Raw genomic sequence first — 25,628 nt, 5'->3', positions numbered from 1 at the left:
ACTCAAGTCCCGGCTCCGCCAAAAGCCGCCGGGGCTCTTTTCTTTCTCGCCGGCCGGTCGGCCTCGTCCTCGGTGGTAGCCGTTCTCTTCGCGTTCCAGGGGCGCCGAGCCCGCGGGCCCCGGGGAAAGGCCGAGGACCGTCCGAGGACGCGCCTCACTACGTTTGCGGCGCTGGCTGATCCAGGTTTCCGAAACCTTGAAATCAACCGCTCCACTGACAACCAGCACAAGCGAGCAGCTCGGGAGTTGACAATGTCGGCGCCACCCGTCCCGCCCTTCCAGACCCCGGTCATCGAGGTTCTCGACGCCACCCTCCGCGAAGGCTCCTACGCGGTGAACTTCCAGATGGACGAGAAGTTCGTCGCGTCCCTGCTGTGCCGCCTCGACGACACGCCCATCCAAAAGATCGAAATTGGGCACGGTATCGGATACGAAGCCGAGCGGGCTGGATTCACGCCCAGCAACATCAGCCTGGACCGGTGGTGCGAGATCGCCCGGTCCAATCTGACCTCGTCGTCGTGGGGCATGTTCGCCCAACCGGAGTTCAGCCGCCTCTCCACCCTGAGCGACCTGTGCGACCAGGGGATGTCCTTCGTTCGGATCGGCATGGAGGCCAGCCAGGTCCCGGACAACCTGGACTACATCGAGCAGGCGGTCGAGATCTGCGACCAAGTCTACCTCAACCTCATGAAGTCCAGCGCCACCCCCGCCGCGGAGATACCCAAGCTGCTGAGCAAGGTCACGCCGGAAATCGCCGGTCTGTACATCGTGGACTCGTACGGCTCGATGCTGCCCGGCGACGTCAAGGAATACATCAACGTCGTGAAGGATCTGTGCCCGGTGATCGGTTTCCACGGTCACGACAACCTCGGAATGGCGAACGCGAACAGCATGGCCGCGCTGGAGACGGGCGCCGCGATCGTCGACGGCACGCTGGACGGGATCGGCCGGGGCGCCGGCAACGCCGAGACCGAGTCGCTGGCCGGCATCATCAGCATGCTGGGCGAGGACAAATACTCCTACCAGGCCCTGGCGCGCATCGCGGGATTCTGCCGGGCCAACCTCGAACCGCTTCCGGAGAACCGGAACCTGCAGGTCCTCGGCGGCGTCATCGGGGTGCACTCCGGCTACTTCCCGTTCATCGAGAAGATCTGCGCGGAGTACGGCCTCGAGCCGGCGACCCTGATGGAGAAGGCGGCCGAACTCGCCCGGTGCAGCGTGCACCGGAACGACATCCGCGAGGCAGCCGACCGGATGGTCGCCGCCCTCGAGGCCGAGATGAAGTCTCTGGACGCCTCGGTCGCCGGGGGTGCCCGATGAGGCTGGCGCGGTTCGCCGCCGAGGGCGGTTACCAGATCTTCGCCGCCCGGGACGGCGGCTGGGTGCCGCTCTCCGGCGTCCAGGGGATGCTCATGACCGACCTGCTGGAGGAGACCCACCGAACGAAGATCGCGGACCAGATCGGCGCCGCGCGGGCCAGCGGCCGCACGCTCGAGGACGCCGCGACCGTCCTCGACAGCGGCGACATCTGGGGCGCCGGACTGAACTACCGGGGCCACTCCGCGGACCTCAACACCGAGCAGCCGGCGTCCGGGCCCGGCTCCTACCTGCGGCCGCGAGGTTGTCTCATCGGCAATGGTCAGCAGATCTCGCTCCCCTCGCAGAGCAAGCGCGTGACCGCGGAAGCCGAGTTGGGCCTCATCGTCGGCAGAGCCTGCAAGAACGTACGCCGGGACGAGTGGCGTTCGGTCATCGCCGGCGTCACCGCCGTCCTCGACATGACGGCTGAGGACGTGATCCGCGAGAACCCCCGCTACATCCCCTGGGCCAAGGGGTTCGACACCTTCTGCAGCGTGGGGCCGCAGCTGGTGACCCTGGACGAGTTCGATGACGCCGCTCTCCAGGCGATCCGCGTCTCGACGGTACGTAACGGTCAGGTCGTCGCCACCGCCGCCGTCTCCGAGATGAAGTACGACCTGGGCTACCTGGTCGAGTACTTCACCGCCGGCCGCACTCTCGCCGCCGGAACCGTGATCTGCACCGGCACGCCGGGAGCGGCGGTCATCGCCCCGGGCGATGTGATCAAGGCCGTCGTCGACGGCGTGGGCACTCTCTCACACACCGTGGCATGAGGGCGGGGAATCGACCATGACCCAGAGTTCCATCGTATCGGCGATCGAGAACGCCATTCTGAACTTTGCGCCGTACGACGCCCTCGCCACCGACGACGAGGTGATCACCTATCGGCAGTTCGGTGAGTACGTCGACGAGTTCTCCGCCAAACTCCAGACCTCGGCCAAGCCCGGGGAGTTCGTGGGAATCGAGGCCACGCGGACCGCGGCAGCCATCGTCGCCATGACCGGCGCGATGGTCGCCGGCTGCCCGTTCGTCTTCATCGACCCGCGCGACAGCAGGTCACAGAACGCGAGCAAGATCGCCTCGCTCGACATCAAGGTGGTGGCCCGCACGGCGGACCGGTCGCCGGTCCCCGTGATCGCCGCGGCCTCGACGCTGCCGTGGGGCGCCACGGAGGAGCAGCAGCCGCGGCTGGTCGGCGTGGAGCCGGGCGACGACGACCGGATCGCCTACGCGATCCACACGTCGGGCTCGACCGGTGAGCCCAAGTGCGTACTGGTCCGGGTCGACCCGCTGGGGCAGGTGATCCAGGACCACGTGCGGCGGCTGGCGGTGACGACGCGCTCCCGCACGCTCCAGTTCGCCCGGCTGACCTTCGACGGCTGCATCACGGAGATCCTCTGGACGCTGACCGCCGGCGCCTGCCTCGTGGTCCTCCCGGAGCAGCAGCTCCGACCGGGCGGCATGCTCGGCGCCACGCTCGAGGACTTCCGGATCACCCACCTCAAGACGACACCGTTCGCGCTGACGGCGACCGAGCCGACACCCGGGATGAGCCTGCAGCACGTGATCAACGGTGGTGGGGCGTGTCGCCCGGCGGTGGTGCGGAAATGGTCCGAGGTGGCGGCGTTCCACAACGCCTACGGGACCACCGAGACCACGATCTGCAATCTCCTCACCGATCCGCTGACGCCGGACGAGTGCGCCGACGGCGTACCGCTCGGGGATCTGGTGGGCGAGGGCGCCCTCCACCTGGAGCCGGTGCCGACGGGGCCGGAGGAGACCGCCGCCGGCCGCGTGACCCGGGGAGAGTTGGTGATCACCGGCGGGTGTGTGGCGCTCGGATACCTGACGTCAACGGGCGTGCGGCGTTTTCTCGACGGGAGCGGGGCCCGGATCTACCGGACCGGCGACGTGGTCGAGGAACGGGACGGGCGGCTCTACTTCCTGGAACGGGTCGACCGGCAGTTGAAGGTGCGCGGCTACCGCATCGACCCGGGCGAGATCGAGAGCGCCGCCTGCCGGTGCCCGGGAGTCGTCGAGGCCGTGGTCACCGCCGAGTCGCACGACGGCTCCGCTCAGGGCTCCGCCGATGCCCTGGTCTGCTACTACCTCGGTGCCGCCACGGCCCGAGAGGTTCGCGGGCATCTGGAGTCGGTCCTCGACGGCTACAAGGTTCCCTCGGTGATCCAGCAGATCGACGCGCTGCCGTACACCCGCAACGGCAAGGTGGACCGGGATGCCCTGCGGGCCAGCCGCCGCGCCGAGCCGGACAGCGACGCCGCGGTGCCCGCGGCGGAGCAGATCCTCCAGCTCGCGCGCCGCCTCACCGGCACGACCGACGCCGGCCTGGAGGACAACTTCTTCGACATCGGAGGCGACTCGGCGTCGACCGTGATCCTGGTGACCAAGCTCAAGGAACTGGGCTGGATGGACGTCGGCGTGCGGGACGTCCTGCGCGCCGAGAACCTCCGGTCTCTCGTCCTCGAGTTGTCCGAGAGGAGTGCGTGACGCCGTGTGCGGGGTTTGTGGGACCTACTCGCCGACAGCGCGCTTCGATCGGGGTGTCGTCGCTGCCATGCACTCCCGGATCGTCCATCGCGGGCCGGACGAGACCTACTCGCTGAACACCGAGACGGTGTCGGCCAAGCTCGCCCGCCTCGGCATGACCGGTCTGGTGGACGGGTGGCAGCCGGCGGAGGATCGCAGCGGCCGCTATCTCGCGATGACGAACGGCGAGGTGTTCAACCACCGGGCGCTCCGCGAGCGGTGCGGTACCGACCTGGGGCACAACGGCGTCGACGTCGCCGTGATCCCGGAACTCGTGGCCCGCTACGGCATCGACGGGCTCGCCCTGGTGGACGGCCAGTTCGCCACCGTCATCGTCGACCGGGCCGAGAACCGTCTGCTGCTCGCCCGGGACCGCTTCGGGATCTGCCCGCTGTACTACGTGACGGACGGCGCGCGGGTGCATTTCTGCTCGGAGATCAAGCCGCTGGTGCAGTGCCTCGACCGGGCCTGGAAGGTGGACGTCGGCGCGATCGACCAGTACTTCTCGCTGGGAAACATCGTCGCTCCGCGTACGCTCGTGGCCGGTCTGCTCGCCGTACCGCCGGGCTGCGCCGTCCGGTTCGACGCCGACGGGCACGAGACCGTCCGCTACTGGCGCTACGGCGATTTCGAGGAGAGCGGGCCGCCGGTGTCCGGCGAGGAGCTGCGGGACAGCGTGCGGCAGTCGACCTCCGACCGACTGCGCGCCGATGTGGAGATCGGAGCCTATCTGAGCGGTGGCTTCGACTCCACCGCCATCGTGCTGGAGTGCAGCGGCCTCCTCGACCGCCCGGTCCGGACGTTCTCCGTCGTCTTCGACGATCCGGCGCTGGACGAGGGCCGGTTCCAGCGCGAGGTCGCGGAGAAGGTCGGAAGCAAGCACGAGCAGATCCTGTGCGGCCCGCGGGACGTGCTGTCGAAGTTCGAGGAGATGGTCCGCCACTGCTGCTATCCGCAGCGCGAGACCTACAACGTGGCCGCGATGATGCTGGCCGAGGCCGTGCGCGCCAACGGCATCAAGGGCGTGGTGTCCGGCGAGGGCGCCGACGAACTGTTCTTCGGCTACGACTCGTACGCGTTCGACAGCGCGGCCCGGTTCAAGCGCTCCGGGCGGGGTGAGAACGAACAGGCCTGGGGCAACCCGGAGTTCAGCTGGGAGGTCGACTGGCGCCGGCTCGACCAGCGCCGGACGGCGTATCTCTCGCCGGGCGCCCTCGAGGCGATCATCGGGAACGAGTTCTGGCGGTCGAGGCTGATCCCGTTCTCCGACGAGGAGGCCCGCCGCCTGTCGCCGATGCAACTGCGCTCCGTCGCCGACGTCTACGTGCAGCTGTCCGGCCACCTGCTGGGCGACCATGGCGACTCCATGCTCATGAAGACCTCGATCGAGGGCCGGTACCCGTTCCTCGGCAACCCGGTCGTCGCCGCCGCGTCGCGGGTGGGTGACGACGCGAAGGTCGTGAATTTCGAGGGCAAGTCCTGTCTGCGGGCGGCCTACGCGGGCGTCGTTCCGGACTCGGTCATGCGCCGGGGGAAGCACGGCTTCACCGCGCCCGACCTGGCATCGGTCACCGGCCAGACCTGGTCGCGCTGGCGTGAGGTGGTCGCGGCCACCGGCCTGTTCGCGCCGAACTGTCTGGACACGAACCGTGCCGACCGGCCGGACAAGTGGGATTTCCGGCTCAGCGCCATCAGCATCGCGCTGGTGATGGACGAACTGGGCCTCGGTTTCTGACCCCGGAAAGGAGGGCTTTCATGGGCCCGGACGTCGCCGTCCTTCCCGGCGCCGGCTCCTTCGGCGGGGAGTTGCGCCCGCTCATGCGCGCCTTCGAGCCGTCGGCCTGGCTGGTCTGCTATCCAGGCCGGTTCGGCAAGGAGTTCGGCCGGCCCGCCTCGTCCTTCGACCAGGTCGTGCGGTCCTGCGTCGAGCAGGTGCTGGACCGGCGGACCGCCCGGCCGGTGCTCGTCGGGCACAGCTTCGGCGCGTACGTGGCCTTCGCCGCGGCCGCCGAGCTGGAGCAGGTCGCGACCGAGCCGACCGCGGTGGTGGTCGTCGGGGCAATGCCGCCCCACCTGTTCTCGGTGTCCGAATCGGTCACCCGCAGCCGGGCGGACCTGGCCGCGTACCTCGACGAGATGAACCCGGAATTCAACTCCTCGGGCGAATGGCGGGAGGTCATCATCGACACCGCCATGAGCGATCTGGCGCTGCTGAGGGAATTCGACCCCGCTCGGTCCGGTCCGCTGCGGTGCCCGATCCTCGCCGCCCGGGGCGAGACCGATCCGCTCACCACCACGGCCGGTCTCGCCGAGTGGGGCCGGGCGACCCAGGGGGACTTCGCCCACCGGGTCTTTCCCGGCGGTCACACCGACCTGTTGAGCAACGCGGCGTTCCTGGCCTGGCTACGCGACGAGATACCCGCCGGGTGGGACGTCTCCGTTCCCCGATAGCCGGCCGCGTCGCTCGACGGGCCGGGACGAAACAGATTGACCGCTCTCGCGGTGATGGTATTCAGGGAGGCACTCCATGCTGCGCAAGAGGGTCCTGGCGGACCTACGAAAGGCCCTACCGGAGCGGGACGTTCCGGCGGTCGAGGAATGCGCCACGCGCCTGTACGAGTCCCTGCCGTACCAGGACGACCTGGGGCGGAACACCGTCATGGTGGCCTACGGCGGCGGTAAGGACAGTGCCTACGCGGTGGCGTTCGTGCGGGCCGTGCACCTCGCGCTCGCGGAACGGTACGGCGACACCTTCCAGCTGCGCGTGGTGACCATGCGGCACGGCGGCATGCCGTACCAGGTGATGCTGAACATCGATCGGACGTACCAGGCGCTGGGCCTCTACGACGACTCCCGGGTCGAGCTGTTGCTGGTGGAGGGCCAGCAGGTCCGCCCGTTCGAGCGGGACCGCCCGATGCCGCACCGGCTGATCGAGTTCAATCGGACCGACATGCTCATGTCCGGCCACCGCAGCTACGGCGACGGTCGCGCCACCTTCTGCAACGCCTGCAACCTGAACGTGGCCAACTCCTTCGGCGTCGCGGCCCGCCACGGCGACGGCGTCGACCTGATCATCACCGGCGACTCTCCGCAGGAGCAGCGTGACTACGCGCTGTGGATCCGCAAGCTGTCCCGGGAGGCCGGGGTGAAGCCGGCGGACAGCCGGAAGGGTTTCAAGGGCACCCTGGAGACGCTCAACGGGCTCGCCATCGCCTACTTCCGTGAGATCCACGGCGCCGACGACGTCGACCGGATCCAGGAGCGCGGGGTGACCTCGGACGTCCCGGCCACCCTGCAGTTCTTCTCGATCTACGACTACACGAGCTACGCCTCGGGCGCGCACTGGCGTCTGCTCTCGGACTTCCTGAACTTCGTGTTCGACGAGGTCGCCTTCAACTTCACCGAATCCGACTGCGCGAATCCCCTGCTGATGGCCCACCTGCGCGGGCTGCGGACCGAGCGGGTGTACCAGCGCTCCTACCGCGAGGGCGTGGGCCAGTACGTGGACTTCGCGCTGGAGTTGATGCGGCGCAAGAACTTCCCGGAGCACCTGGTCGAGGAGATGCGCCTGCGGTACGAGACCGAGGAGGGCCTCGCGCGGACGCGCAGAACGGCGACCGAGTACGCCGAGGACGCGTTCGGGCTCACCACCACGCAACTGGTCTGCATGGTGTATTCGCCGTTCGCCGGGGGCGCGGTCCACCTGCACGAGTTCCTGGCCAGCGAGCACCCGGACCTGCTGATGGACGAGGACCGGATCCGGGCCCTGCTGGCCGGCTCCGACAACCGCACCCTCGCGGCGCGGCTGGAGCGCATCAGCGGCCTGAGCGTGAACGACCTGCGGGTCCTGCACGACGGAGCGCTGTGGTCGCCCCGTACGGACGTCTCCGATCAGGCACGGGTTCTGCAGCGCGTCATGACCACCGACCCGCATCAGAAGGTGATCACGGTGAAGCGCAACGCCGAGGGCGACGAGATGGTGGACCGGGTCGCCGGCCGCTGACCGGCGGCCCGGGTCGCGGAGTGTTTCAGGAGGATGGATGGACCTCGGTCTTGCCGGACGGACGGCTCTGGTCTGTGCGTCGACCGGCGGTCTCGGCCGGGCGATAGCCGAGCAGTTGGCCGCCGAGGGCGCGCGTACGGTGATCTGCGGTCGCCGGGAGGCACTCGCGAAGCAGATCGCCGCGGCGCTGCCTGGCGCCGTCGGAGTCGGCGTCGATCTCCTCGCCGACGACGGGCCGGCGAAGCTGTTCGAGGCGACGGTGGCGGCGTTCTCGGCGCCGGACATTCTGGTGCTCAACGGGCCGGGTCCCCGGCCGGGCTCGGCGGCGGACGCCGATGTCGCCGCGGTCGACGCGGCGCTCGACGCGCTGGTGCGGCAGCACATCAGGTTGGTGTCGCACGCGCTGCCGGTCATGCGGCAGCGGCGCTGGGGCCGGATCCTCGCCGTGGGCTCCAGCGGGGTCGCGGCGCCGTTGCCGAACCTCGCGCTGTCGAACCTGGGCCGCGCGGCGCTGGCCGGTTACCTCAAGACGCTGGCCGCCGAGGTGGCCGCCGACGGCGTCACGGTGAACATGCTCCTGCCGGGTCGCATCGAGACCGAACGGACGGCGGCGGTCGACGCGGCCAACGCGCACCGGAGCGGACGCACCGTCGCCGAGGTGAGGGACCTCTCCATCGCCACCATCCCGGCCCGCCGGTACGGCCGTCCGGCGGAGTTCGCGGCGGCCGCCGCGTTCCTCTGCGGAGTGCCGGCCTCATACATCACCGGGACCGCGCTGCGGTGCGACGGCGGGCTCGTCCGCAGCCTGTAGGCCGGTCCGGGTGGGGCACACCGAGGGCGGAACGAGGACCGCATCGCGGCCTTGTTCCGGCCGCCACGACGTCGGACTCCCGCCCGGGAGTCTGTCGCTGATGAAGGGAGGTGACCAAATGATCATCGAGCGCGTGTACGAGGAGGGCCTCGTCAAGGAGTGGCACGGGAACCAGATCTGATCGTGCCCGGTGGGGGCCGCAAGGCCCCCACCAACCCAAGGGCGACCACCGACGGCATGCAGCACACGCGGAGGAGACCGTGAGCAATCCACGCCTCAAACCGTTCCTGCGGGTCTACCACCGGCAGGACGAGAAGCACCTCTTCATCGGTGTCGGCCCGGACAAGGTCCGGATCGCCGACCCGACGCCGGAGATGGTCGACTTCGTGGTCGGCCTCGACGGGACCAGCAGCGTAGAGCAGCTGCGGGCGAAGTATCCGGACACCGACGACTGGCTGCGCGGCCTCGCCGGGGTCGGTGTCCTCGACGACGTCGAGGGCACCGCCGGTTTGCCGGCCGACATCGCCGATCGCTGGAGCCGCCAGATCAACTATCTTCGGCTTTTCGACCGGCCGGGGTGGTCCGGCTTCGAGGGCCAGCAGCGCATCCGGGATGCCCGCGTCGTGGTCGTCGGCACCGGCGCCGGTGGCACGACCCTGCTCCGCCTGCTCAACGCCGCCGGCGTGGGCCACCTCGAGGCGGTCGACTTCGACACGTTCGCGGTCGACAACCTGCCCACCCACGCCACCCTGGACGAGGCGGACGTCGGCCTGCACAAGCTGGAGTCGCTGCGCCGCCACCTGCCCCTGCAGAACTCGCTGACCACGTTCACCGCGCACGACCGCACCATCCGCTCCGCGGACGACCTGGCCGAGCTGATCGACGGCGCCGACTTCTTCCTGCACGCCTTCGACCGGCCACGGGAGTTCGCCGCCACCTGGTCGAACCTGGCCAGCCTGCGTACCGGGACGCCGCTGACCTCGATCGGGGCGACCGACAAGGGCGCCCGGGTCGGCCCCACCATGCTGCCCGGCGTGACGCCGTGCTGGGAGTGCGCCGGGATCTACGGCTTCGACATCCTGCGGCACGAGCAGACCGCCGCGCTGACCGGATCGACCGTGGCCATGCTCGCCGGTATCGCGGTCAACGAGGTCCTGCAGCTGCTGTCCGGCGCCAAGCCGACCACCCGCACCAGCGGGCAGAGTCTCTACGTGAACACCGACACGCTCACCTTCACCTTCACCGAGTACCAGTTCCGGCCCGGCTGTGTGTGTGAGCAGTACCGCCGAGACCGACCGGCGGCCTGATGTCGCGCAGCGCATCCACCCTCGGCCAGCTCTGGTGGCAGTGGCTGCCCACCAGCCTCGGCTCCAGCATGCTGGTGCTGGAGATCCCGGTCGTCGCGGCGGCGGTGGCCCGGTCCGGATCGTCGGACCGGGCCATCGCGGCGCTCGGCATCGCGGTCGCCGTCATCGTGGTGGTCAACGGCCCCGCCCTCGCTCTGGCGCCGTTGGTGGTCACCCTCGACGGCCGGTACGCGCGACGCAGCATCCATCGGTACGCGCTGGCCGTCGGCGCCGCGGCGACGGTGGTCGTCGCCGTGCTGGGTCTGTCCCGTCCGGCTCTGGCCGCCCTGTTCAGTCTGGACGCCGCCACCACCCGGGACGCGGGTGCGGCGCTGCTCGCGCTCGCGCCCGCCTCCCTGGTCGTGGCCATCCGCCGCTACCTGCACGGCCGGTTCATCGCACTGGGCGCCACCGGCGGCATCGGCGTGGCGACCGGCGTCCGCCTGATCGCGTCGGCGACGTTCGCCTGGTGCACGGCGCCGTTCGTGGACTCCGGCGCGGCCTGGGGCGCCGGCGCGCTGACCCTGGGCGCCTGCGCCGAGGCGACCACGCTGGCCCTACGGTTACGCCGGGTGGGCGCGGCAGAGGACTCCAGTGGCGACAGTGGCGACGCGCCGCGGGCCGGAGCGGTCGCCATCGGCGTGGCGCACCTGCCGATGGCCGCGGCCCGGATGCTGAACATGGTCCCCCAGCTGATCACCACGATCGGCATCGCGCACGCCGCCGCGTCGCTGGCCTCGCTGGCCGCCTGGCCGATCCTCTACGGACTGCTGTCGCTGTTCACCGGCCCGATGGCGGACTACGAGACGGTCGGCACCGCGGCGCTGCGCCGGGACCCCGCCGATCCCGTGCCGCGCCGGCTCGGCGCCGTCCTGGTCGGCGCGGTCACCGTGGCGTACGGGATCGTGCTGTTCACCCCCCTGCACGACCTGTACCTGCGCCACTTCTCGCAGCTGACCGGCGAGCCGCTGCGGCTGGCGCTGACCTGGTCGGTGTGCACGCTGCTGATCCCGGCCGGGTGGGTGGTGCGCGGCTATCTGCGAGCCCGGGCGATGGGCGGTGGCCGGCCGCGGCTCCTCGCGTACGGCGTGGGCACGCACCTGGCCGGGCTGGTCTCGGTGTTGGCCGGCACGATCGTGGCCGGACTGCCCGGGGTGGCTTGTGCGGCGCTGGCGGTGTTCGGCGGGGTGCTGGCCGAAACCGTCAGCCTGGCGATCTCGGAGCGGCGGCACCGCGTCCGGGAGGTCCGGCCGGAGCGATCGGAGGCGGAGGTTGGTTGATTCGCGAGCGGCCGAGGTGTTGCGGATCGGCGTGGTCCAGCAGCCCGCTCCCGGGCCGGCGACGGCTGCTGAGGAGGCCGAGCGGCACATCCGGGTGGCCGCCGGCTCCGGCGCCGAACTGGTCGTCCTGCCCGAGCTGTGGAACATCGGCTACCGACTGCCGACCCTGGCCGAGGCCGGGTCGTCGGACTTCCGGGCCGGGGCGCGGCGGGCCGCGGAGGAGTTCCTGGCACGGATCGCCGAGATCGCCCGGGAGTTGCGGGTCGCAGTGGTGGCCACGTACCTCGGGGTCGATGGCGACGCGTTGGGCAACTGCGCGGCGCTCGTCGGCGTCGACGGTACGGTCCTGCTGCGCTACACCAAGGTGCATGTGGCCCGGTTCGCCGGCGAGAGTGCCTTCACCGCGGGCAGCCGGCTGGCCGCGGTGCACCTGCCACGGCGCGGCGGCGGGTCGGTGCGGGTCGGCCTGATGATCTGCTACGACCGGGTCTTCCCGGAGGCCGGCCGCGCGCTGGCCCTGGCCGGCGCCGAGGTGGTGCTGGTGCCGAACGCGGGCCCACTGTGCGGCAACCGCGAGGCGCAGGTGCGCACCCGGGCCTTCGAGAACCAGTATGCGATCGCGGTGGCGAACTATCCGAACCCGCCGATGGGGGGAGCGTCGCTCGTCTGCGACGGCATCGCCTTCGACCCGGACGGCGCGTCTCGGGACATGGTGGTGTGGCGTGCCGGCGACGAGCCGACCGTCGGGGTGGTCGATGTCCCGCTCGGTGGGTTGCGGGCCTACCGGTCGGCCCAGCCGTGGGGCCTGGCGGATCGGGTTCCGGCCGCGTACGGACGCTGAGAGCGGACGCGGCCGGGGCCCGGCCTCCGCCACCTGCCGCGCCCGTCCCCTGGCCGGCGTGGCGGCAGCGCCGACCGGACGACGTGCGCAACGGCGCCATTCTGGGCTGGGTCGAGCTACTTATGCTTTTGGTCCCAAAGCTCCCGAGGGCGGCCGAGCAAATCAGAGCCGGCCGCCTGAGGGAATGAGTTTCCCAGCTTTTGAAACGGAACATATATTTGTGCTGGCCGGCTGCCTTGCCGCAACCTGAGTCGAGGTGGCCACCTTGGACGAAAGACTCTGCTGACGTCTTGTGTTTCCCTTGTTTTCCATCGAGGGTTAGGCCAGACTGGGCCTGCCGTGTCCATAGGCCAGCAACTATTCGAAGTCGGTGGTCCGGCCGACTCGACGACACCGGACCCGAGCTCGTACGGGGGGCGGGGCGGGGAGGGTGGTGGCGTGATGGCCGACTGGGATCTTCGCCTGCTCGGCACAGTGGAAGTGCTGGTGGATGGCGTCCCGCTCGTGCTCGGGCCGGTCAAGCAGCGGCTCGTGCTGGCTGTGCTCGTGGCCAATGCGGGGCAGGTCGTCTCGGTCGACAGCCTCGTCGACCGGGTCTGGGAACGTCCGCCCTCCGCCGTGCGCAACACGCTGTACGCGCACATCTCCCGGATTCGTCGACTGTTGACGAAGGCGGACACCTCGAGTCCGGTGTCGATAAACCGAACATCGCAGGGATACATACTCGAGGCCGCGCCGGAAATCATCGACGTCAGCAATTTTCTTTCCCTCAGCAAACGGGCGCGGGACGAACCTGACCAGCGACGGAAGGCGGCCCTGTTCGGCCAGGCTTTATCGTTGTGGCGCGGTGTCGCCATGGCCGACCTCTCCGGCGAGTGGGTGAGCCGTACTCGGGAGACATGGGGACAACAACGGCTGACCGCCGCGGCCGAATGGGCGAAGCTGGAGACGGGCAACGGCCGCCCCGAGGTCGTGATCGACATGCTGACCGCCCTGGCCACGGAGAACCCACTGGCCGAGCCCATCGTCGCGGGGCTGATGCGGGCGCTGCAGGCCACCGGCCGCGGCGCCGAGGCGATCAACTGGTACGCCCGTACCCGCCAGCACCTCCTGGACGCTCTCGGCGTCGAACCCGGCGCCGAGTTGAACGAGCTGCACGTGGCGATGCTGCGGTCCCCGTCCCGGACCCAGGGCACCCACCCACCGGATCTGGGGACCAGCGCGCCGGCAAGGACGGCCACCCCCGCCGTGCCGGCGCAGCTGCCGGTCGACGCGGCGGTCTTCGTCGGACGCGCCGACCGGCTGGCGGAGCTCGACCGCCAGTTGGCGACGCGGGCCGGCCCCGGGGGAGTCCGCGTGGTGATCTCCGGGTCGGCCGGTGTCGGCAAGACCGCACTCGCGACGCACTGGGCCCACCGGGTCCGCCACCACTTCCCGGACGGTCAGCTCTACATCAACATGTACGGGTACGCCAATCGGGCGCCGGTGCGTCCCGCCGAGGCCCTCGCCCAGTTCGTCCGCGCCCTCGGGGCGCCGGCGCACACCATCCCGCTGGACGTCGATGAACTCTCCGCGCTGTACCGCTCACTGCTGGCCGACCGCCGGGTGCTCGTCGTGATCGACAACGTCGCCGCGGTGAGCGACGTCCGTCCGCTGCTGCCGGCGACACCGGGATGCATGGTCCTGGTCACCAGCCGGAACCGGCTGCGCGGGCTGGTGGCCCTGGACGGGGCGTACCGGCTGCAACTCGACGTGCTGACCCCCGACGACGCCACCACCATGTTCACCCACCTGCTGGGCACGCAGGCCAGGAGCACCAGGTCGGAGACCATCGAGGCGCTGGCCGCCGCCTGCGCCTACCTGCCGCTCGCCATGCGCATCGCGGCCGCGACCATCGCGGACCGGCCCGGGCAGTCCGTCGAGCACTACATCGACAAGCTGAACGTCGACGATCGGCTCGACCTGCTGTCGACAGGTGATGACGAGCGGAGCATGGTGGGCGCCGCGTTCGACCTGTCGTACCGCGCGCTGCCGGCCCGGGCGCGGACGATGTTCTGCCTACTCGGTGTCGCGCCCGGACACGACATCTCCGTGCCGGCCGCGGCCGCGCTGCTGGGCGACACCGTTGCCACGGCGGAACTCCTGTTCGAGCAGTTGGTCGGCACCCACCTGCTGGACGAGCGCAGTCCGGGCCGGTTCACCTACCACGACCTGCTCCGCCTGTACGCCAGGCGACAGGCGCAGATCGAGATCACGAGCGAGATGCGGCACGCCGCCCTGCGCCGGCTGCTGGCCCACTACCTGCACACGGCGGACTCCGCCGCCCGTCAGTTGTACCCGCAGATGTTCCGGCTGCGGCTCCCCGATCCACCACCCGGCGTGCCGGTCATCCCGCTCGACGATCACCAAGCGGCGCTGGGCTGGCTCGACAACGAGCGGCCCAACCTCGTGGCGCTCGCCAAGGTGGTCACCGACAGCGAGGTACGCCCGTTGATCTGGCTGCTCGCCGACACGCTGCGCGGATATCTCGCGCTACGCCAGTACATGCACGACTGGTTCACGATCGCCGAGGCGGGCCTGGCCGCGGCGTGCGCCGAGGACAGCGCGATCGGGCAGGCGGCGGCGCATCACAGCCTCGCGCAGGCGTGCCACAGCATCACCCGCTACGCCAAGTCCATCACCCACCTGCGGCAGGCCCTGGCCCTGAGCGAGCAGGCCGGCTGGTCGGAGGGGCACACGGCGGCGCTCTGCAATCTGGGCATCGTCTACAGCGACCTCAGCGAGCTGGACGCGGCTGTCGCGCACTTCACGCAGGCGTTGCACGCCAACGAGGCCAACAACAGCCTCGCCGGCATCGCGGTCAACCTCAACAACCTCGGCGACACGTACCGGCGCATGGGCAAGCTTCCGGAAGCGATCGACTACCTCGCCGCCGCGCTGGTCCGCTATCGCATGTTGAAGTCGCCGACCGGGCAGGCGAGCGTGTTGACCGCGCTGGGCGCGGTCCGCCGGGAGCTGGGCCACCTGGCCACCGCCACCAGCCTGATCAACGATGGCCTGGAGATCCACCGGGGCATCGGCGACCGCTACGGCGAGGCGACCGCCCTGATCGAGCTGAGCCGGGTACGGGTCGAGTGCGGCGAGGGTCAGGCCGCCCTCGACTCCGCAGCCAGGGCACTCGAGCTGAGCAGGGAACTCGACGACCGGCAGATCGCGGCCGACGCCCACAACGCGATGGGGCAGGCGCACGCCCTGCAGGGCGACGAGCGGGCGGCGTTCGCCCACTTCGAGCAGGCGCGGCTCAGCGCTGAGCAGGCCGGGTCGCTGCGCCCGGAAGCGGAGGCCCTGATCGGATCGGCGGTGCTGCTCGTCCGCACCGATCGCCGCGCCGAGGCCGCCGAGCGGGCGAGCCGTGCACTGGAGATGACCCGCCGAGCCGGCTATCGCAGCCTGGAGCGGCGCGCCGCCGCCGCACTGGAGGCCGCCCGGCGGCCCAGGCCCGCGGTGCTGGTGCCCCGTCAGCGACGCGACCGCGCGGCGGGGGCGGGCGTCGGCGGCCGGCCACCGGTCGGCGACCCCGCGGAGCTGCCCTGACCGACCCGCGACGCCGTTGGGTCACCGCCCGCGCGGCACCCGGCCCCGGCAGCTCAAATTCGTACAAGACACCGGGTTCGCGACCGCGCAGGATCGGCTCTTGCCAACTGAGACCCGGCGCCGACCCTCCACTGTCGATCGTGGTCAGCGCCGGCGGCGGGCCCGGCGGCGGGCCGGCCGATCCTGAGGGGGATGCTTGCTCCGGCGGTTGCTGACGGGTGTCGGCTGGTGGGACGCGATCGCCACCGGGGGTCCCACCCGCGCACTAGGGCTCAACGCGCTGATCGACGCGCTCGGCGCCGGCCTGGTCGCCGTCTGCCTGCCGTTCTACGCCATGTTCGCGGCCGGCCTCAGCGCCGCTCAGCTCCCGGCCGTCCTCGCCGTCGCCGGCGCCTGCGAGCTGCTCGCCGCCGTCCCGAACGGCGCGCTTGCCGGGCGGTTCGGCGTGCACCGGTACGTCGTCGTCACCAAGCTGGTCGGGGCGGCCGCGTACGCGGTGGTGGCGTTCGCGCACGGGCTGCTGCCGCTGCTGCTGGCGGTGGGTGTCGCCGGTGCGGCCCGTGCCGGCAGCGGCGGCCTCAACCAGAGCCTGACCGTGGCCGTGCTCGGCGAGGAACGCCGTGCGGCGGTGCTGGGCACGGTGCGGGCGTTGCGGAACATCGGCTATCTGATCGCCGGCGGATCCGGCGCGCTCCTGCTCGCCGCGGGTTCGAACACCGCGCTGCGGGGGGCCGTCATCGCTGAGGCCCTCGCCCTGGTCGCCAGCGCCGGTCTGGTGGCGCGGCTGTCGCCACGGACCCGGCCGCCGCAGCCGGAGCGCCTCGACTGGTCCGTGCTGACCAACGGGCGCTATCTGGGGCTCATCGCGACGGCGACGGTCTTCACCAGCAGCCTCGCCGTGCTCGACGTCGGTCTGCCGCTCTGGGTGGTGAAGCATCCGGACATCCCGAGGTGGACGGTGGCGGTGGTCGTCATGGTCAACACCGTGCTCGTGATCCTCTTCCAGCACGCCATCGCGGCCCGGATCACCGCGGTGCCACGGGCGCTGCGCGCCCTGCGGATCAGCACGGCCGGGTTCGTGGCCATGGCCGGCCTCATAGCGCTGACGGCGTCGACCCCGGCCTGGCTGAGCGTGGCCCTGCTCGTGTTCAGCGCGGTGGCGTTGACGGTCGGCGAGATGTTGGAGTCGCCGTCGTGGTGGACCCTCTCGTACGAGCTGGCGCCGCCGGCGCGCAAGGACGAGTACCTGGCCGCGTTCGACCTGTGCTTCGGGGTGATGGGCATCGTCGGACCCATGGCGATGGCGCTCGTCGTCGCGCACGGTGCGGCCGGCTGGGCGGGCTACGCCGCTGTCCTGGTCGTGGCGCTGTTCGCCGCCGGCCGGCTGGTACCACGCCGGCACGCCGAAGCGGCGATCGTTCAATCGGCGGCCGTGTAGAACGGCTCCTCTTCCCAGGCCCGGATGCGGGCATAGTCGTCGAGCAGCGCCGACGCGTCGGCGGAGGCGAGATAGAGGTAACCGGGCGAGGACGTGAGATCGTTCGTCTCCGCCAGGCGGCTGCCGGGTGTCACGGTGGTCACGAGGTCGGCGACCGTGGGCAGTGCCCGGATCCGATCCGCCCAGGCCAGCGACCGGACCACGCCACCGTGCCGGTTGATCAGCTCCACGTGGCGCAGGTGCTGGCTCCACCTCCCCGAGCGGTCGTCGAATGCGCGGAACGCCGCCGCGTCGGTCAGGGTCGTCACCAGCAGAGCCGTCTGCGACATGCCGCCGATCCGCTCGACCAGGGCGGGATTGGTGCCGCCGCCGAGCCGCGCGCCCGTCTCGATCAGCACGGGCTGCGAGCCGGCCAGGATCAGCTCGGTGTGGGCGGGCCCGTTGACGATGCCGAGCGCGGTCAGCACGTCACCGACGTAGGAGCGAATCGCGGCGGCGGCGGGCGTGGCCTGGTCGACCGGCTCGTCGTAGTCGTAGATCGGCGCGCCGGCCGACCCCATCCGCTTGGTGTATCGCCACATCTCGGCGACGCGGTGCGTGCCGTGCCGCGAGACGGTGTTGACGTAGTACTCGTCGCCGTGCACCCGCTCCTGCACCAGCACGCCGGTGTTCGGCTCCCCGAAGATGTTCCGGGCGCGGAACACCTCGCCGCACGCCGCCCGGACCTCCTCCGCCGTGCCGCAGAACCGCACGTTGTCCGTGCCCCCGCTCTGCACCGGCTTGACGACGGCCGCACCGAGCCGCGACGTGCGGTACCAGTCCACCGCGTCGTCGACGGAGACGAAGGTCCGCCCCCTCGGAACGGCCAGACCCGCGGCACGCACCACGGCGGCCATCGCCGACTTGTCCCGGCGGGCGTGCGTCGTCTCGATCTGGTTTCCCGGCGTGCCCAGCACATTGTTGAGCTGGTCGGTGAGCACGACCCCGGACTCCATCCCGGCGAGCACCTGTGCCACCCCGAAGTCCTTGAGCCGGGCCGCCAGCTCGCCGAGGTCGCCGTCGTACGTCAGGTCGGCCTCGTAGTCGTCCGGCCGGAAACCGCGCACGAAGAACTGCGGCAGATCCGGCACCGACCTGACGTGCACACAGCGCCGGCCCTCCCGGCGCAGCCGCTCCACCAGCAGCCGGCCGGTGGCGTGGCCGTCCACGATCGCGATGACCATCAGTCCGCCGGGCCCGCGAGCGTCGCCACCATGACCGCCTTGATGGTGTGCAGCCGGTTCTCGGCCTGGTCGAACACCAGAGACGCCGCCGACTCGAACACCTCGCTGGTCACCTCGAGCTCGGTGTGGCCGGTCCGCGCCCGTACGGTCTCGCCGAAGCTGGTCTCACCGTCGTGGAACGCCGGCAGGCAATGCATGAAACGGACGTCCGGATTGCCGGTCGCGGCCATCGCGGCGGCGTTCACCTGGTACGGCATGAGCAGGTCGATCCGCTCGGCCCACAGCTCCCACGGGTCTCCCATCGAAGCCCAGACGTCGGTCAGCAGCACGTCGGCGCCCCGGACGCCGGCCGCCACGTCCTCGGTGAGGGTCAGGGTCGCGCCACTGAGCCGGGCCAGTTCGGTGGCCGGCTTGACCACCGCGTTCTCGTCCGGCCACAGGGACCGGGGCCCGACGATGCGCACATCCATGCCGAGCAGCGCGCCGATCACGGCGTACGAGTTGCCGAGGTTGCTGTCGGCCGCCCCGAGGAAGGCGAAGCTGAGCGCGTCGGCCGGCTTTCCGAAGTGCTCGACCATGGTGAGCACGTCGGCGAGCATCTGGGTGGGGTGCCAGTCCCGGGTCAGTCCGTTCCACACCGGGATTCCGGAATGCCGGCTCAGCGTCTCCACCGTCTCGTGTGAATTGCCGCGGAACCCGATGCCGTCGAACATCCGGCCCAGCACCCGCGCGGTGTCCCGGATCGACTCCTTGGAGCCGATGTGGGTGGTGGCCGGCTCCAGATAGGTCACATGTGCGCCCTGGTGGTGCGCGGCGACCTCGAACGAGCACCGCGTCCGGGTCGAGGCGCGTTCGAAGATCAGGGCGATGTTCCGTCCGGTGAGGCGCGGCACCTCGGTGCCCGCCCGGCGCGCCTTCTTCAGCTCAGCCGCCAGGGAGACCAGGTGAAGCAGTTCCTCGCGGGTGTAGTCGAGTTCCTTGAGGAAGCTGCGACCTCGGAGATCGATGCTCAACGCCGTGATCCTTCCGGTGCGTGGGCGAGAAACAGCTGGCCGGCCGGGTAGCCGAGGGGCGCCGTCCGTACCCCGACGAATCCGGCCGCCCTGAGCTTGGCCTGCCACTCCGCCGGCCCGATCAGCCGGCGGCGCATGAACTCCAGGTGCGTGTAGGTGACGATCGCGCTGAACCGCCGGTCGGCCTCGTCGTCGCGGTAGGGCACGACCTCGGCCATGACGAGCAGACCGCCCGGCCGCAGCCGGGCCCGCGCCCGTGCCAGCGACCGGTCGACCACCGCCTCGTCCTCGGGCAGCAGGTCGTGGAAGACGAAGTTGGCGGTGATCACATCGGCGTTGCCGCAGGCGTCGGCCGGCAGCTCACCGAACGGCGCCTCGACCATGGAGATGCGATCCGCGACGCCGGCGGCTGTCGCCTCGCGGGCGCCGGCGGCCAGCAACTCGGCCGACTCCTCGAGGCCGATGCCGACGGCGTCCGGCAGTGCCTGCAGGATCGACACGAGCAGTCCGGGGCAGCCGCCGCCGAGGTCCACGACCCGGCTGGGCCTGGCGTCGACGACCGCCGCGCGCATCGTCGGGTGCGCGGCGAGCGAATCCATCCACCGCGAGCTGGTCAGCACCATCGCCGGATCGCGCCGGTGGCGAGCCCCGGCGGTGTCCGGATCGGTGAGAAACTCGCGGGCGTTCGCGAGGTACTCGTAGTTGGCGAAGACGGCCCAGGCGAGATAGCCGACACGATGACGGATCTCGGCAAGGGCCGGCGTCACCCGGAACCGCCCAGCTCGACCTTCGGCGGGTTCGACCAGGTCCGCCGCTCGGAGCGCCTCGAAGTACCGGCACACGGCCGGAACCGGCAGATCCGTCATCGCGGCCAGCCCGTCGGGTTCGACGTCGCCGCCGGGCACCAGGTGCTCGACGAGACCGAGTCGCTCGCCGATCAGCAACAGCGCGGCGGTGGCGGCGAGGTCCGCGGCGGCCCGGGACAGCCACTCTTGAGGTTCGTGGGTCGGCGATACGGTCATGCTCCAGGGAACTTTCTGGAGAGGGGTGTCCCGCCACGGGGCGGCTCCGTTGTCGCCCCGTCCGGCGAGTGTTTCCGGTGCAGGAGGGCCAGGCACAGCTCCCGGCCCCGTCGGGATGTGGGTGGGTGTCGCGCGGGACCACGGGGAAGCGACCGCCTCGCCGGCTCCCCGTGAATCGCCACGAGCAACGTTCGGTTGTCGACCTTGTTGAATCCTTGTGCCGGTCCCGCGGTTCGTCGAGGCGGGCCGGGGGACGGCCGGCGCTCGATGCCGGCGGATGGACGATTCGAGGCCCCGCCGAGGACCGCCCCCGCGAGCCGCCGTCCACGCCGTCGCCAGGAGGGCGCCCACGCGGTGTCCGAACCGGCATCCGGCGAGCATCGACACACCGGCACCCACCGGTCTCCGCACCGCCTGGGGCACGTCGTCGGCGCTCGCCGACGCGCCGGTGCCGGCCGGGGGATCGACGTGGCCGACCTCGATCCGGGGCGCGAACGCGGGTCGGCCGGAGGGGAAGGAACGAACACCGCCGGCGGACGGCAGCAGCATCAGCAGCGGTACGTCACCGTGCCGAGGATGTCGAGCCGGCCCGGCATGGCCGGGCCCGGTTCAGCCGGCCCCGTGCGGATCGGCGCCGATGTCGAGCCGGGCAGCCAGCCAGCGATGGAACTGTGCCACGCCGCGCTCGAGGTGACTGAGCCTGCCGGGCTGGTAGACGCGGCTCGACATGCCGGCCTGCGTGGCGCGCAGCACCTCGCAGTCCTCGTCGTTGATCGCGGTGATCGACGCCAGCAGTGAATCGAGGGCCTGCGGGGCCAGCGGCGCGTCCGGGTTCTCCAGCACGTAGATCTCCAACTGGTTGTGATCCACGGCGTCGACCTGCAGCCGGAACCACACGGCCGCGAGCTGGTCGATGGAGAACAACAGGAGGGGAGGGGCGCCGCCCACCAGCAGACCGCCGAGCTCGGGTAGGGACGGCCGGTGGTCGATGAAGAACCAGTCGTCGTCGTGGTGCTCCGCCGGGATCGAGTAGCGCGCCGGGAAGATCGGCTCCAGCGTGCCGGGGTGGGTGCCGGCGTGGTGGTACGACTCGGCGTAGTTCTCGACCTGCAGCTTCCAGTTCCACGGAGCGTCGCACGGGAGGCGCGCCACCACCCGGTAGCGGCTCAGGTCGTACGGTGCGAACCGTCCCCGAAGGCCGGCGAGGCGTTCGGTGAAGGGCTCAGCCGTCGGATCGAGGCAGGTGAACACCCACCCCTGCCAGACCTGCACCGGGAAGCTCGGTAGCGACACCGCCCTGCGGTCGAACCCGCTGCCGCCCATGTGCGGCGCCTGCCGGAGCCGGCCGTCGGTGCCGTACGTCCACAGGTGATACCGGCACTGCAGGGCCGAGCAACTGCCCCGACCGGCCATCAGGACCATGCCGCGGTGCCGACACACGTTGCTGAAGGCGCGCAGCAGCCCGTCATCGCCGCGGACGACGACCAGCGGTTCACCGGCGAGGGTGTACGTGACGAAGTCACCGGCGTGCTCCACTTCGTCGACGCGGGCGACCGGAACCCATTCGCGGCCGAACACGCGCTCCCGCTCGAGCCGGAAGATGGCCGGATCGGTGTAGTACCGCGCCGGCAGCCCGTACGCGTCGTCGGGCGGCGTCGTCACCTCGGCGGGGCGGTCGACGGTCGTCATCCTCGTCCTCCGCTGGCACTGATGGCCCGCGCGATGCCGCGGACGGTCGGATCAGCCAGGAAGTCGCGCACCGCGAGCCGCACGCCGTAGCTGGACGAGACCGCGGCCAACAGCTTGACCGCCTGCAGACTGTTCCCGCCGAGCGCGAAGAAGTTCGAGTCCGGGTCGGTCGGCGTACGACCGAGGTGCGGCCGGAAGATGTCGGCCGCGACCCGCTGCTCCAGCGGCGAGAGATCGCCCTCCTCGTGCGGCGGCTCGCGGTGGACCGGGAGCGACGCGGCCAGCGCGGCTCGGTCGATCTTGTCGTTGACGGTCCTGGGCAGCGCGTCGACCACCACGATCTCCTCGGGAACGAACGCCGACGGGAGATGCTCGGCCAGTACGGCGCGGGCCTGGCCGGCGCTCGTCATCGTGCCCGGGACGATGAAGGCGACCAGCCGGTTTCGGCCGTCCTGCCGCACGTGATCGACCACCGCTTGGCGTGCGCCGACGTGCCGGCACAGCGCGGCCTCCACCTCGCCCGGCTCCACCCGGACCCCGCCGATCTTGATCTGACGGTCGCGCCGCCCCATGAAGACGAGTTCGCCGTCGGCGTCGACGCGGGCGAGGTCGCCGGTGCGGTAGAGGCGGCCGTCGCCGGCGGGATCGGGGACGAAGGCGAGCGCCGTCGCCACCGGATCGTCCAGGTAGCCGCGGGCCAGGCCCGGACCGGACAGGTGTATCTCGCCGATGTCACCGGGGAGTACCGGCTTCAGTTCGGCATCGAGCAGTCGCACGCCGGCCCCGGCGATCGGTCCGCCGAGCGGCACCGGGGTGTCCCGGGGCCGGTCGTTCTCGCAGGCCGTGGCCGCGACCGTGCCCTCGGTCGGCCCGTAGAAGACCGTCAGCGTCACCCCGGCGTCGGCCCAGGCGGTCGCCAGGGCGCCGGAGCAGGGCTCGCCGCCGGAGAAGACCCGGCGCAGACCGGGCACGTCCGCCGGGGAGATCAGTTCCAGCACGCTGGGCGGCAGGTCGGCCAGCGTCACGCCCTCCTGCCGCAGGTACGCGGCCAGCGCGTGCGGGTCGGCGCGTTGCTCCTCGCCGGCCACCACCAGCGTGGCGCCGGCCGACAGTGCGGCGAAGGTCTCGAACACCGACGTGTCGAACCCGTACGAGGCGAACTGGAGGAACCGGTCGTCGCCGCGGATGCCGAAGCGACGTACCGCGTCGCGGACGAACGTGACCACGGATCGTCGTTCCACCACGACGCCCTTGGGGCGGCCCGTGCTCCCGGAGGTGAACAGCACGTAGGCCGGGCTGTCGGCCGACCCGGAGGGGTTGTCGGCGGGCCGGTCGGCAACGGGGTTGGCCCCGGTCAGCGTCAGGCTGAGGACGGCACGCTCGGCGATCAGCGCCCGGCGGCCCGGCGGCGCCTCGGGGTCGAGCGGGACGTACGCCGCGCCCGCGTACAGCACGCCGAGGATCTGCGCGACGGTCGTCACCGACCGTTCGGCGACCACGCCGACCAGGTCGCCCCGGCCGACGCCTCGTTCGCCCAGGTCGGCGGCGTATCGTCCGGCGAGGTCGACGAGGTCTGCGTAGCTCAGCCGGAGTCCGGCCGCGTCGATCACGGCGGTGTGGCGGTCGCGGCCCGCCGCTGCCGCCAGGATCATCTCGATCAGGGGGTCCGGACCCGCCGGCCGCGGCGGATCCGAGGTGGGCGCGTCCCGTTCGAGGGTCGCTGACGCGGCGATCGAGGTCAGGCATTCCTGCCGCGGTGCGGGTCGGCCGGTGGCCTGCCAGCCCGCGGGTGGCGGCCGGTCGGCCGGCCATATCGAAATATGTCCGTCGTCGTGTTTGACGATCTTGAATTCTTGTTCGAGATCGTCGAAGATTCCGGGTTTCATTTGTTTGGCAAAGTCCCCGTGAAGGGCCGGCGCGGTGCACCGACGGTGTGGTTTCGGGACTGCGCGGCGGATGGCGAACCGCAGATCCGGTCAGGTGCCAATGGACTATCACGGAAAATTGTGCGAGTCAATGCCTGTACCCGGGATGGTCGCTGTGCCATACTCGCCGTACCGCGCCGGTCCACGATGACCGGCAACGTTTCCGAACGGTATGACGGCGCCTCCCGCTGCTGTTCGGCTTTCGGTGACCGACCCTTGTTGGGACCCTTCCGTCACAGCCTCCGGGAAAGGTTCACGGCTCGGTGCCGTCTCGTCCCATCCGTGCAGGGGCCGGGGCCTGCTCCGCGCGTTCGCGTACGCGCCGGGCGCTTGCCGGCTCTCCATGCCAACCTCGAGGTGAACCATGAGTGATCGGACAACGGTCGACCCCGCCGCCATCGACCTCCGCATCAAGCAGCATCTGGACACGGTCTTCACCGATGACTGGCAGGTGCGCCAGCTGTCCCAGCAGTTCCGCCGCAACGGGTACGTCAAGCTGCGCGAGCTGATCCCCGAGGACCTGAAGGCCGAGGTCAAAGCCGAGGTCTTCCGCCTGCTCGACCTGCACTCGCGGCGCATCGACATCCTCATGAAGGAGACCGGGGAGACCCCGCGGAAGATGAGCACGGTGAGCCAGGTGGCCATCGCCAAGGACAGCACGCTCATCCCGGCCGTCTACGACTCGACCTCGCTCACCGGCTTCCTCTCGGTGCTCGCCCGGGAGCCCGTGGTGCCGTGTCCCTGGGACGAGGAAAAGTATGTGATCATCCGGCAGGAGAAGCGCGGCGACACGCACGGATGGCATTGGGGTGACTTCAGTTTCACGCTGATCTGGATCATCGAAGCCCCGGCCATGGAATTCGGCGGCTCCCTGCAGTGCATTCCGCACACCGACTGGAACAAGGCCGACCCGAAGCTGCACGAGCATCTTGCCAAATACCCGATCAGCACCTATCCGCACGTCTCGGGCGACCTGTATTTCCTGCGCTCCGACACCACCTTGCACCGGACCATCGAATTGACCGAGGACAAGACGAGGATCATCCTCAACACCTGTTGGTCCGACGAGCAGGGAACGCGCAAGGCGGCTACTCACGAAACCATGGAGGCGATGTTCACGTAGGCCGTGCCGGATTGCCTGAACGCCGCCCTACCCCCCACGATCCCGATCGCGTGGCTACGTGCCCGCGCCCGGCCGGACCGGCTCCGAGCCAGGCGATACCGCACGCTGATCGCCGTCGGCGTCGGGGTTCGAGTCCCTGGCGGCGGCCCGTGACAGTGGTTCCGGCCTGGTGGTTCTCCACCAGGCCGGAACCGTTCCGTGGGCCGCTGCGGCGGCCGGTCGGGGCCGTTGCACCGATCGACCGGATGCCGGAACCCTGCGTCACCAAACCGTGGCATGCGGACGACAATGTCCGGTTCGTGCTCGCAGGATGTGACGCCTATTTACATCGGTGCTCGTCCATTTCTATCGTCTGGCGTACTGTCAAACGTGATCACGGGGGTCGCTGGTGGCTGCATGGCCGTTGCCTGCGCG

Annotated in this window: 18 protein-coding genes and 1 pseudogene; 13 read left to right on the top strand and 6 right to left on the bottom strand. The window is 70.7% G+C overall.

From position 1 onward, the window contains the following. The 12 genes from EFE23_RS16625 to EFE23_RS16575 form a co-directional block, all read left to right on the top strand. Positions 1-1,320 (top strand): hydroxymethylglutaryl-CoA lyase-like TIM-barrel protein (locus EFE23_RS16625; RefSeq protein ID WP_204335578.1); only part of this gene is annotated, 1,320 nt, incomplete at its 5' end. Then, positions 1,317-2,132: a fumarylacetoacetate hydrolase family protein gene (locus EFE23_RS16620; RefSeq protein ID WP_123241843.1), complete on the top strand. Its 816-nt coding sequence runs from the start codon at positions 1,317-1,319 to the stop codon at positions 2,130-2,132. The genes EFE23_RS16625 and EFE23_RS16620, both read left to right, overlap by 4 nt. Positions 2,133-2,148: 16 nt before the next feature. Then, positions 2,149-3,867 carry a non-ribosomal peptide synthetase gene (locus EFE23_RS16615; RefSeq protein WP_123241842.1) on the top strand — a complete coding sequence of 573 codons (1,719 nt, stop codon included), beginning with the start codon at positions 2,149-2,151 and terminating at the stop codon, positions 3,865-3,867. After that, positions 3,860-5,641, top strand: coding sequence for an asparagine synthase (glutamine-hydrolyzing) (gene asnB, locus EFE23_RS16610; RefSeq protein WP_309226206.1), 1,782 nt, complete (start codon positions 3,860-3,862; stop codon positions 5,639-5,641). The genes EFE23_RS16615 and asnB overlap by 8 nt, the downstream gene beginning before the upstream one ends. Positions 5,642-5,661: 20 nt before the next feature. Beyond that, positions 5,662-6,357, top strand: a complete 696-nt coding sequence (locus tag EFE23_RS16605; RefSeq protein WP_123241840.1) for a thioesterase II family protein — start codon at positions 5,662-5,664, stop codon at positions 6,355-6,357. A 76-nt stretch (positions 6,358-6,433) separates the two neighbouring features. After that, positions 6,434-7,909, top strand: a complete 1,476-nt coding sequence (locus EFE23_RS16600; RefSeq protein ID WP_123241839.1) for a PqqD family protein — start codon at positions 6,434-6,436, stop codon at positions 7,907-7,909. 37 nt (positions 7,910-7,946) lie between these two features. Next, on the top strand, positions 7,947-8,720 hold the full coding sequence (locus EFE23_RS16595) for an SDR family oxidoreductase (protein ID WP_123241838.1): 774 nt from the start codon (positions 7,947-7,949) through the stop codon (positions 8,718-8,720). 260 nt (positions 8,721-8,980) lie between these two features. Then, complete coding sequence (locus EFE23_RS16590; RefSeq protein WP_123241837.1) at positions 8,981-10,027, top strand: HesA/MoeB/ThiF family protein; 1,047 nt, start codon at positions 8,981-8,983, stop codon at positions 10,025-10,027. Next, the gene (locus EFE23_RS28200) at positions 10,027-11,346 is read left to right on the top strand and encodes a hypothetical protein (protein ID WP_158675875.1); all 1,320 of its coding nucleotides are present in this window, start codon (positions 10,027-10,029) and stop codon (positions 11,344-11,346) included. Before EFE23_RS16590 ends, EFE23_RS28200 begins: the two co-directional genes overlap by 1 nt. Further along, on the top strand, positions 11,339-12,187 hold the full coding sequence (locus tag EFE23_RS16585) for a carbon-nitrogen hydrolase family protein (protein WP_158675874.1): 849 nt from the start codon (positions 11,339-11,341) through the stop codon (positions 12,185-12,187). The genes EFE23_RS28200 and EFE23_RS16585 overlap by 8 nt, the downstream gene beginning before the upstream one ends. A 441-nt stretch (positions 12,188-12,628) precedes the next feature. Further along, entirely contained in the window at positions 12,629-15,781 is a 3,153-nt protein-coding gene (locus EFE23_RS16580; RefSeq protein WP_123241835.1) for an AfsR/SARP family transcriptional regulator, read from the top strand. A 196-nt stretch (positions 15,782-15,977) separates the two neighbouring features. Continuing rightward, on the top strand, positions 15,978-17,219 hold the full coding sequence (locus tag EFE23_RS16575; RefSeq protein ID WP_123241834.1) for an MFS transporter: 1,242 nt from the start codon (positions 15,978-15,980) through the stop codon (positions 17,217-17,219). Here the strand turns inward: EFE23_RS16575 and EFE23_RS16570 are convergent. The 6 genes and pseudogenes from EFE23_RS16570 to EFE23_RS29580 form a co-directional block, all read right to left on the bottom strand. Further along, positions 17,201-18,442, bottom strand: coding sequence for an ATP-grasp domain-containing protein (locus EFE23_RS16570; RefSeq protein WP_123241833.1), 1,242 nt, complete (start codon positions 18,440-18,442; stop codon positions 17,201-17,203). The two genes, EFE23_RS16575 and EFE23_RS16570, sit on opposite strands and share 19 nt — an antisense overlap. Next, on the bottom strand, positions 18,442-19,455 hold the full coding sequence (gene argF / locus EFE23_RS16565) for an ornithine carbamoyltransferase (protein ID WP_123241832.1): 1,014 nt from the start codon (positions 19,453-19,455) through the stop codon (positions 18,442-18,444). The genes EFE23_RS16570 and argF overlap by 1 nt, the downstream gene beginning before the upstream one ends. Continuing rightward, the gene (locus tag EFE23_RS16560; protein ID WP_158675873.1) at positions 19,452-20,477 is read right to left on the bottom strand and encodes a class I SAM-dependent methyltransferase; all 1,026 of its coding nucleotides are present in this window, start codon (positions 20,475-20,477) and stop codon (positions 19,452-19,454) included. Before EFE23_RS16560 ends, argF begins: the two co-directional genes overlap by 4 nt. Before the next feature lie 609 nt (positions 20,478-21,086). After that, positions 21,087-22,166, bottom strand: a complete 1,080-nt coding sequence (locus tag EFE23_RS16555; RefSeq protein WP_123241830.1) for an aromatic ring-hydroxylating oxygenase subunit alpha — start codon at positions 22,164-22,166, stop codon at positions 21,087-21,089. Continuing rightward, positions 22,163-23,818: a non-ribosomal peptide synthetase gene (locus EFE23_RS16550; RefSeq protein ID WP_233601020.1), complete on the bottom strand. Its 1,656-nt coding sequence runs from the start codon at positions 23,816-23,818 to the stop codon at positions 22,163-22,165. Before EFE23_RS16550 ends, EFE23_RS16555 begins: the two co-directional genes overlap by 4 nt. Before the next feature lie 78 nt (positions 23,819-23,896). Further along, positions 23,897-24,052, bottom strand: a pseudogene (locus tag EFE23_RS29580) (MbtH family NRPS accessory protein); the annotation flags it as partial. 403 nt (positions 24,053-24,455) lie between these two features. Between EFE23_RS29580 and EFE23_RS16545 the strand changes: the two are divergent. Next, positions 24,456-25,214 (top strand): HalD/BesD family halogenase, encoded by a 759-nt coding sequence (locus EFE23_RS16545; protein WP_123241828.1) that lies wholly within the window; start codon positions 24,456-24,458, stop codon positions 25,212-25,214. Positions 25,215-25,628 lie beyond the last annotated feature (414 nt).

Source organism: Micromonospora solifontis (assembly GCF_003725545.1).
In the GTDB taxonomy this organism is placed as follows: domain Bacteria; phylum Actinomycetota; class Actinomycetes; order Mycobacteriales; family Micromonosporaceae; genus Micromonospora; species Micromonospora solifontis.
The sequence above is the reverse complement of the archived record's forward strand: the minus strand, read 5'-3'. Positions and strand labels throughout refer to the sequence as shown.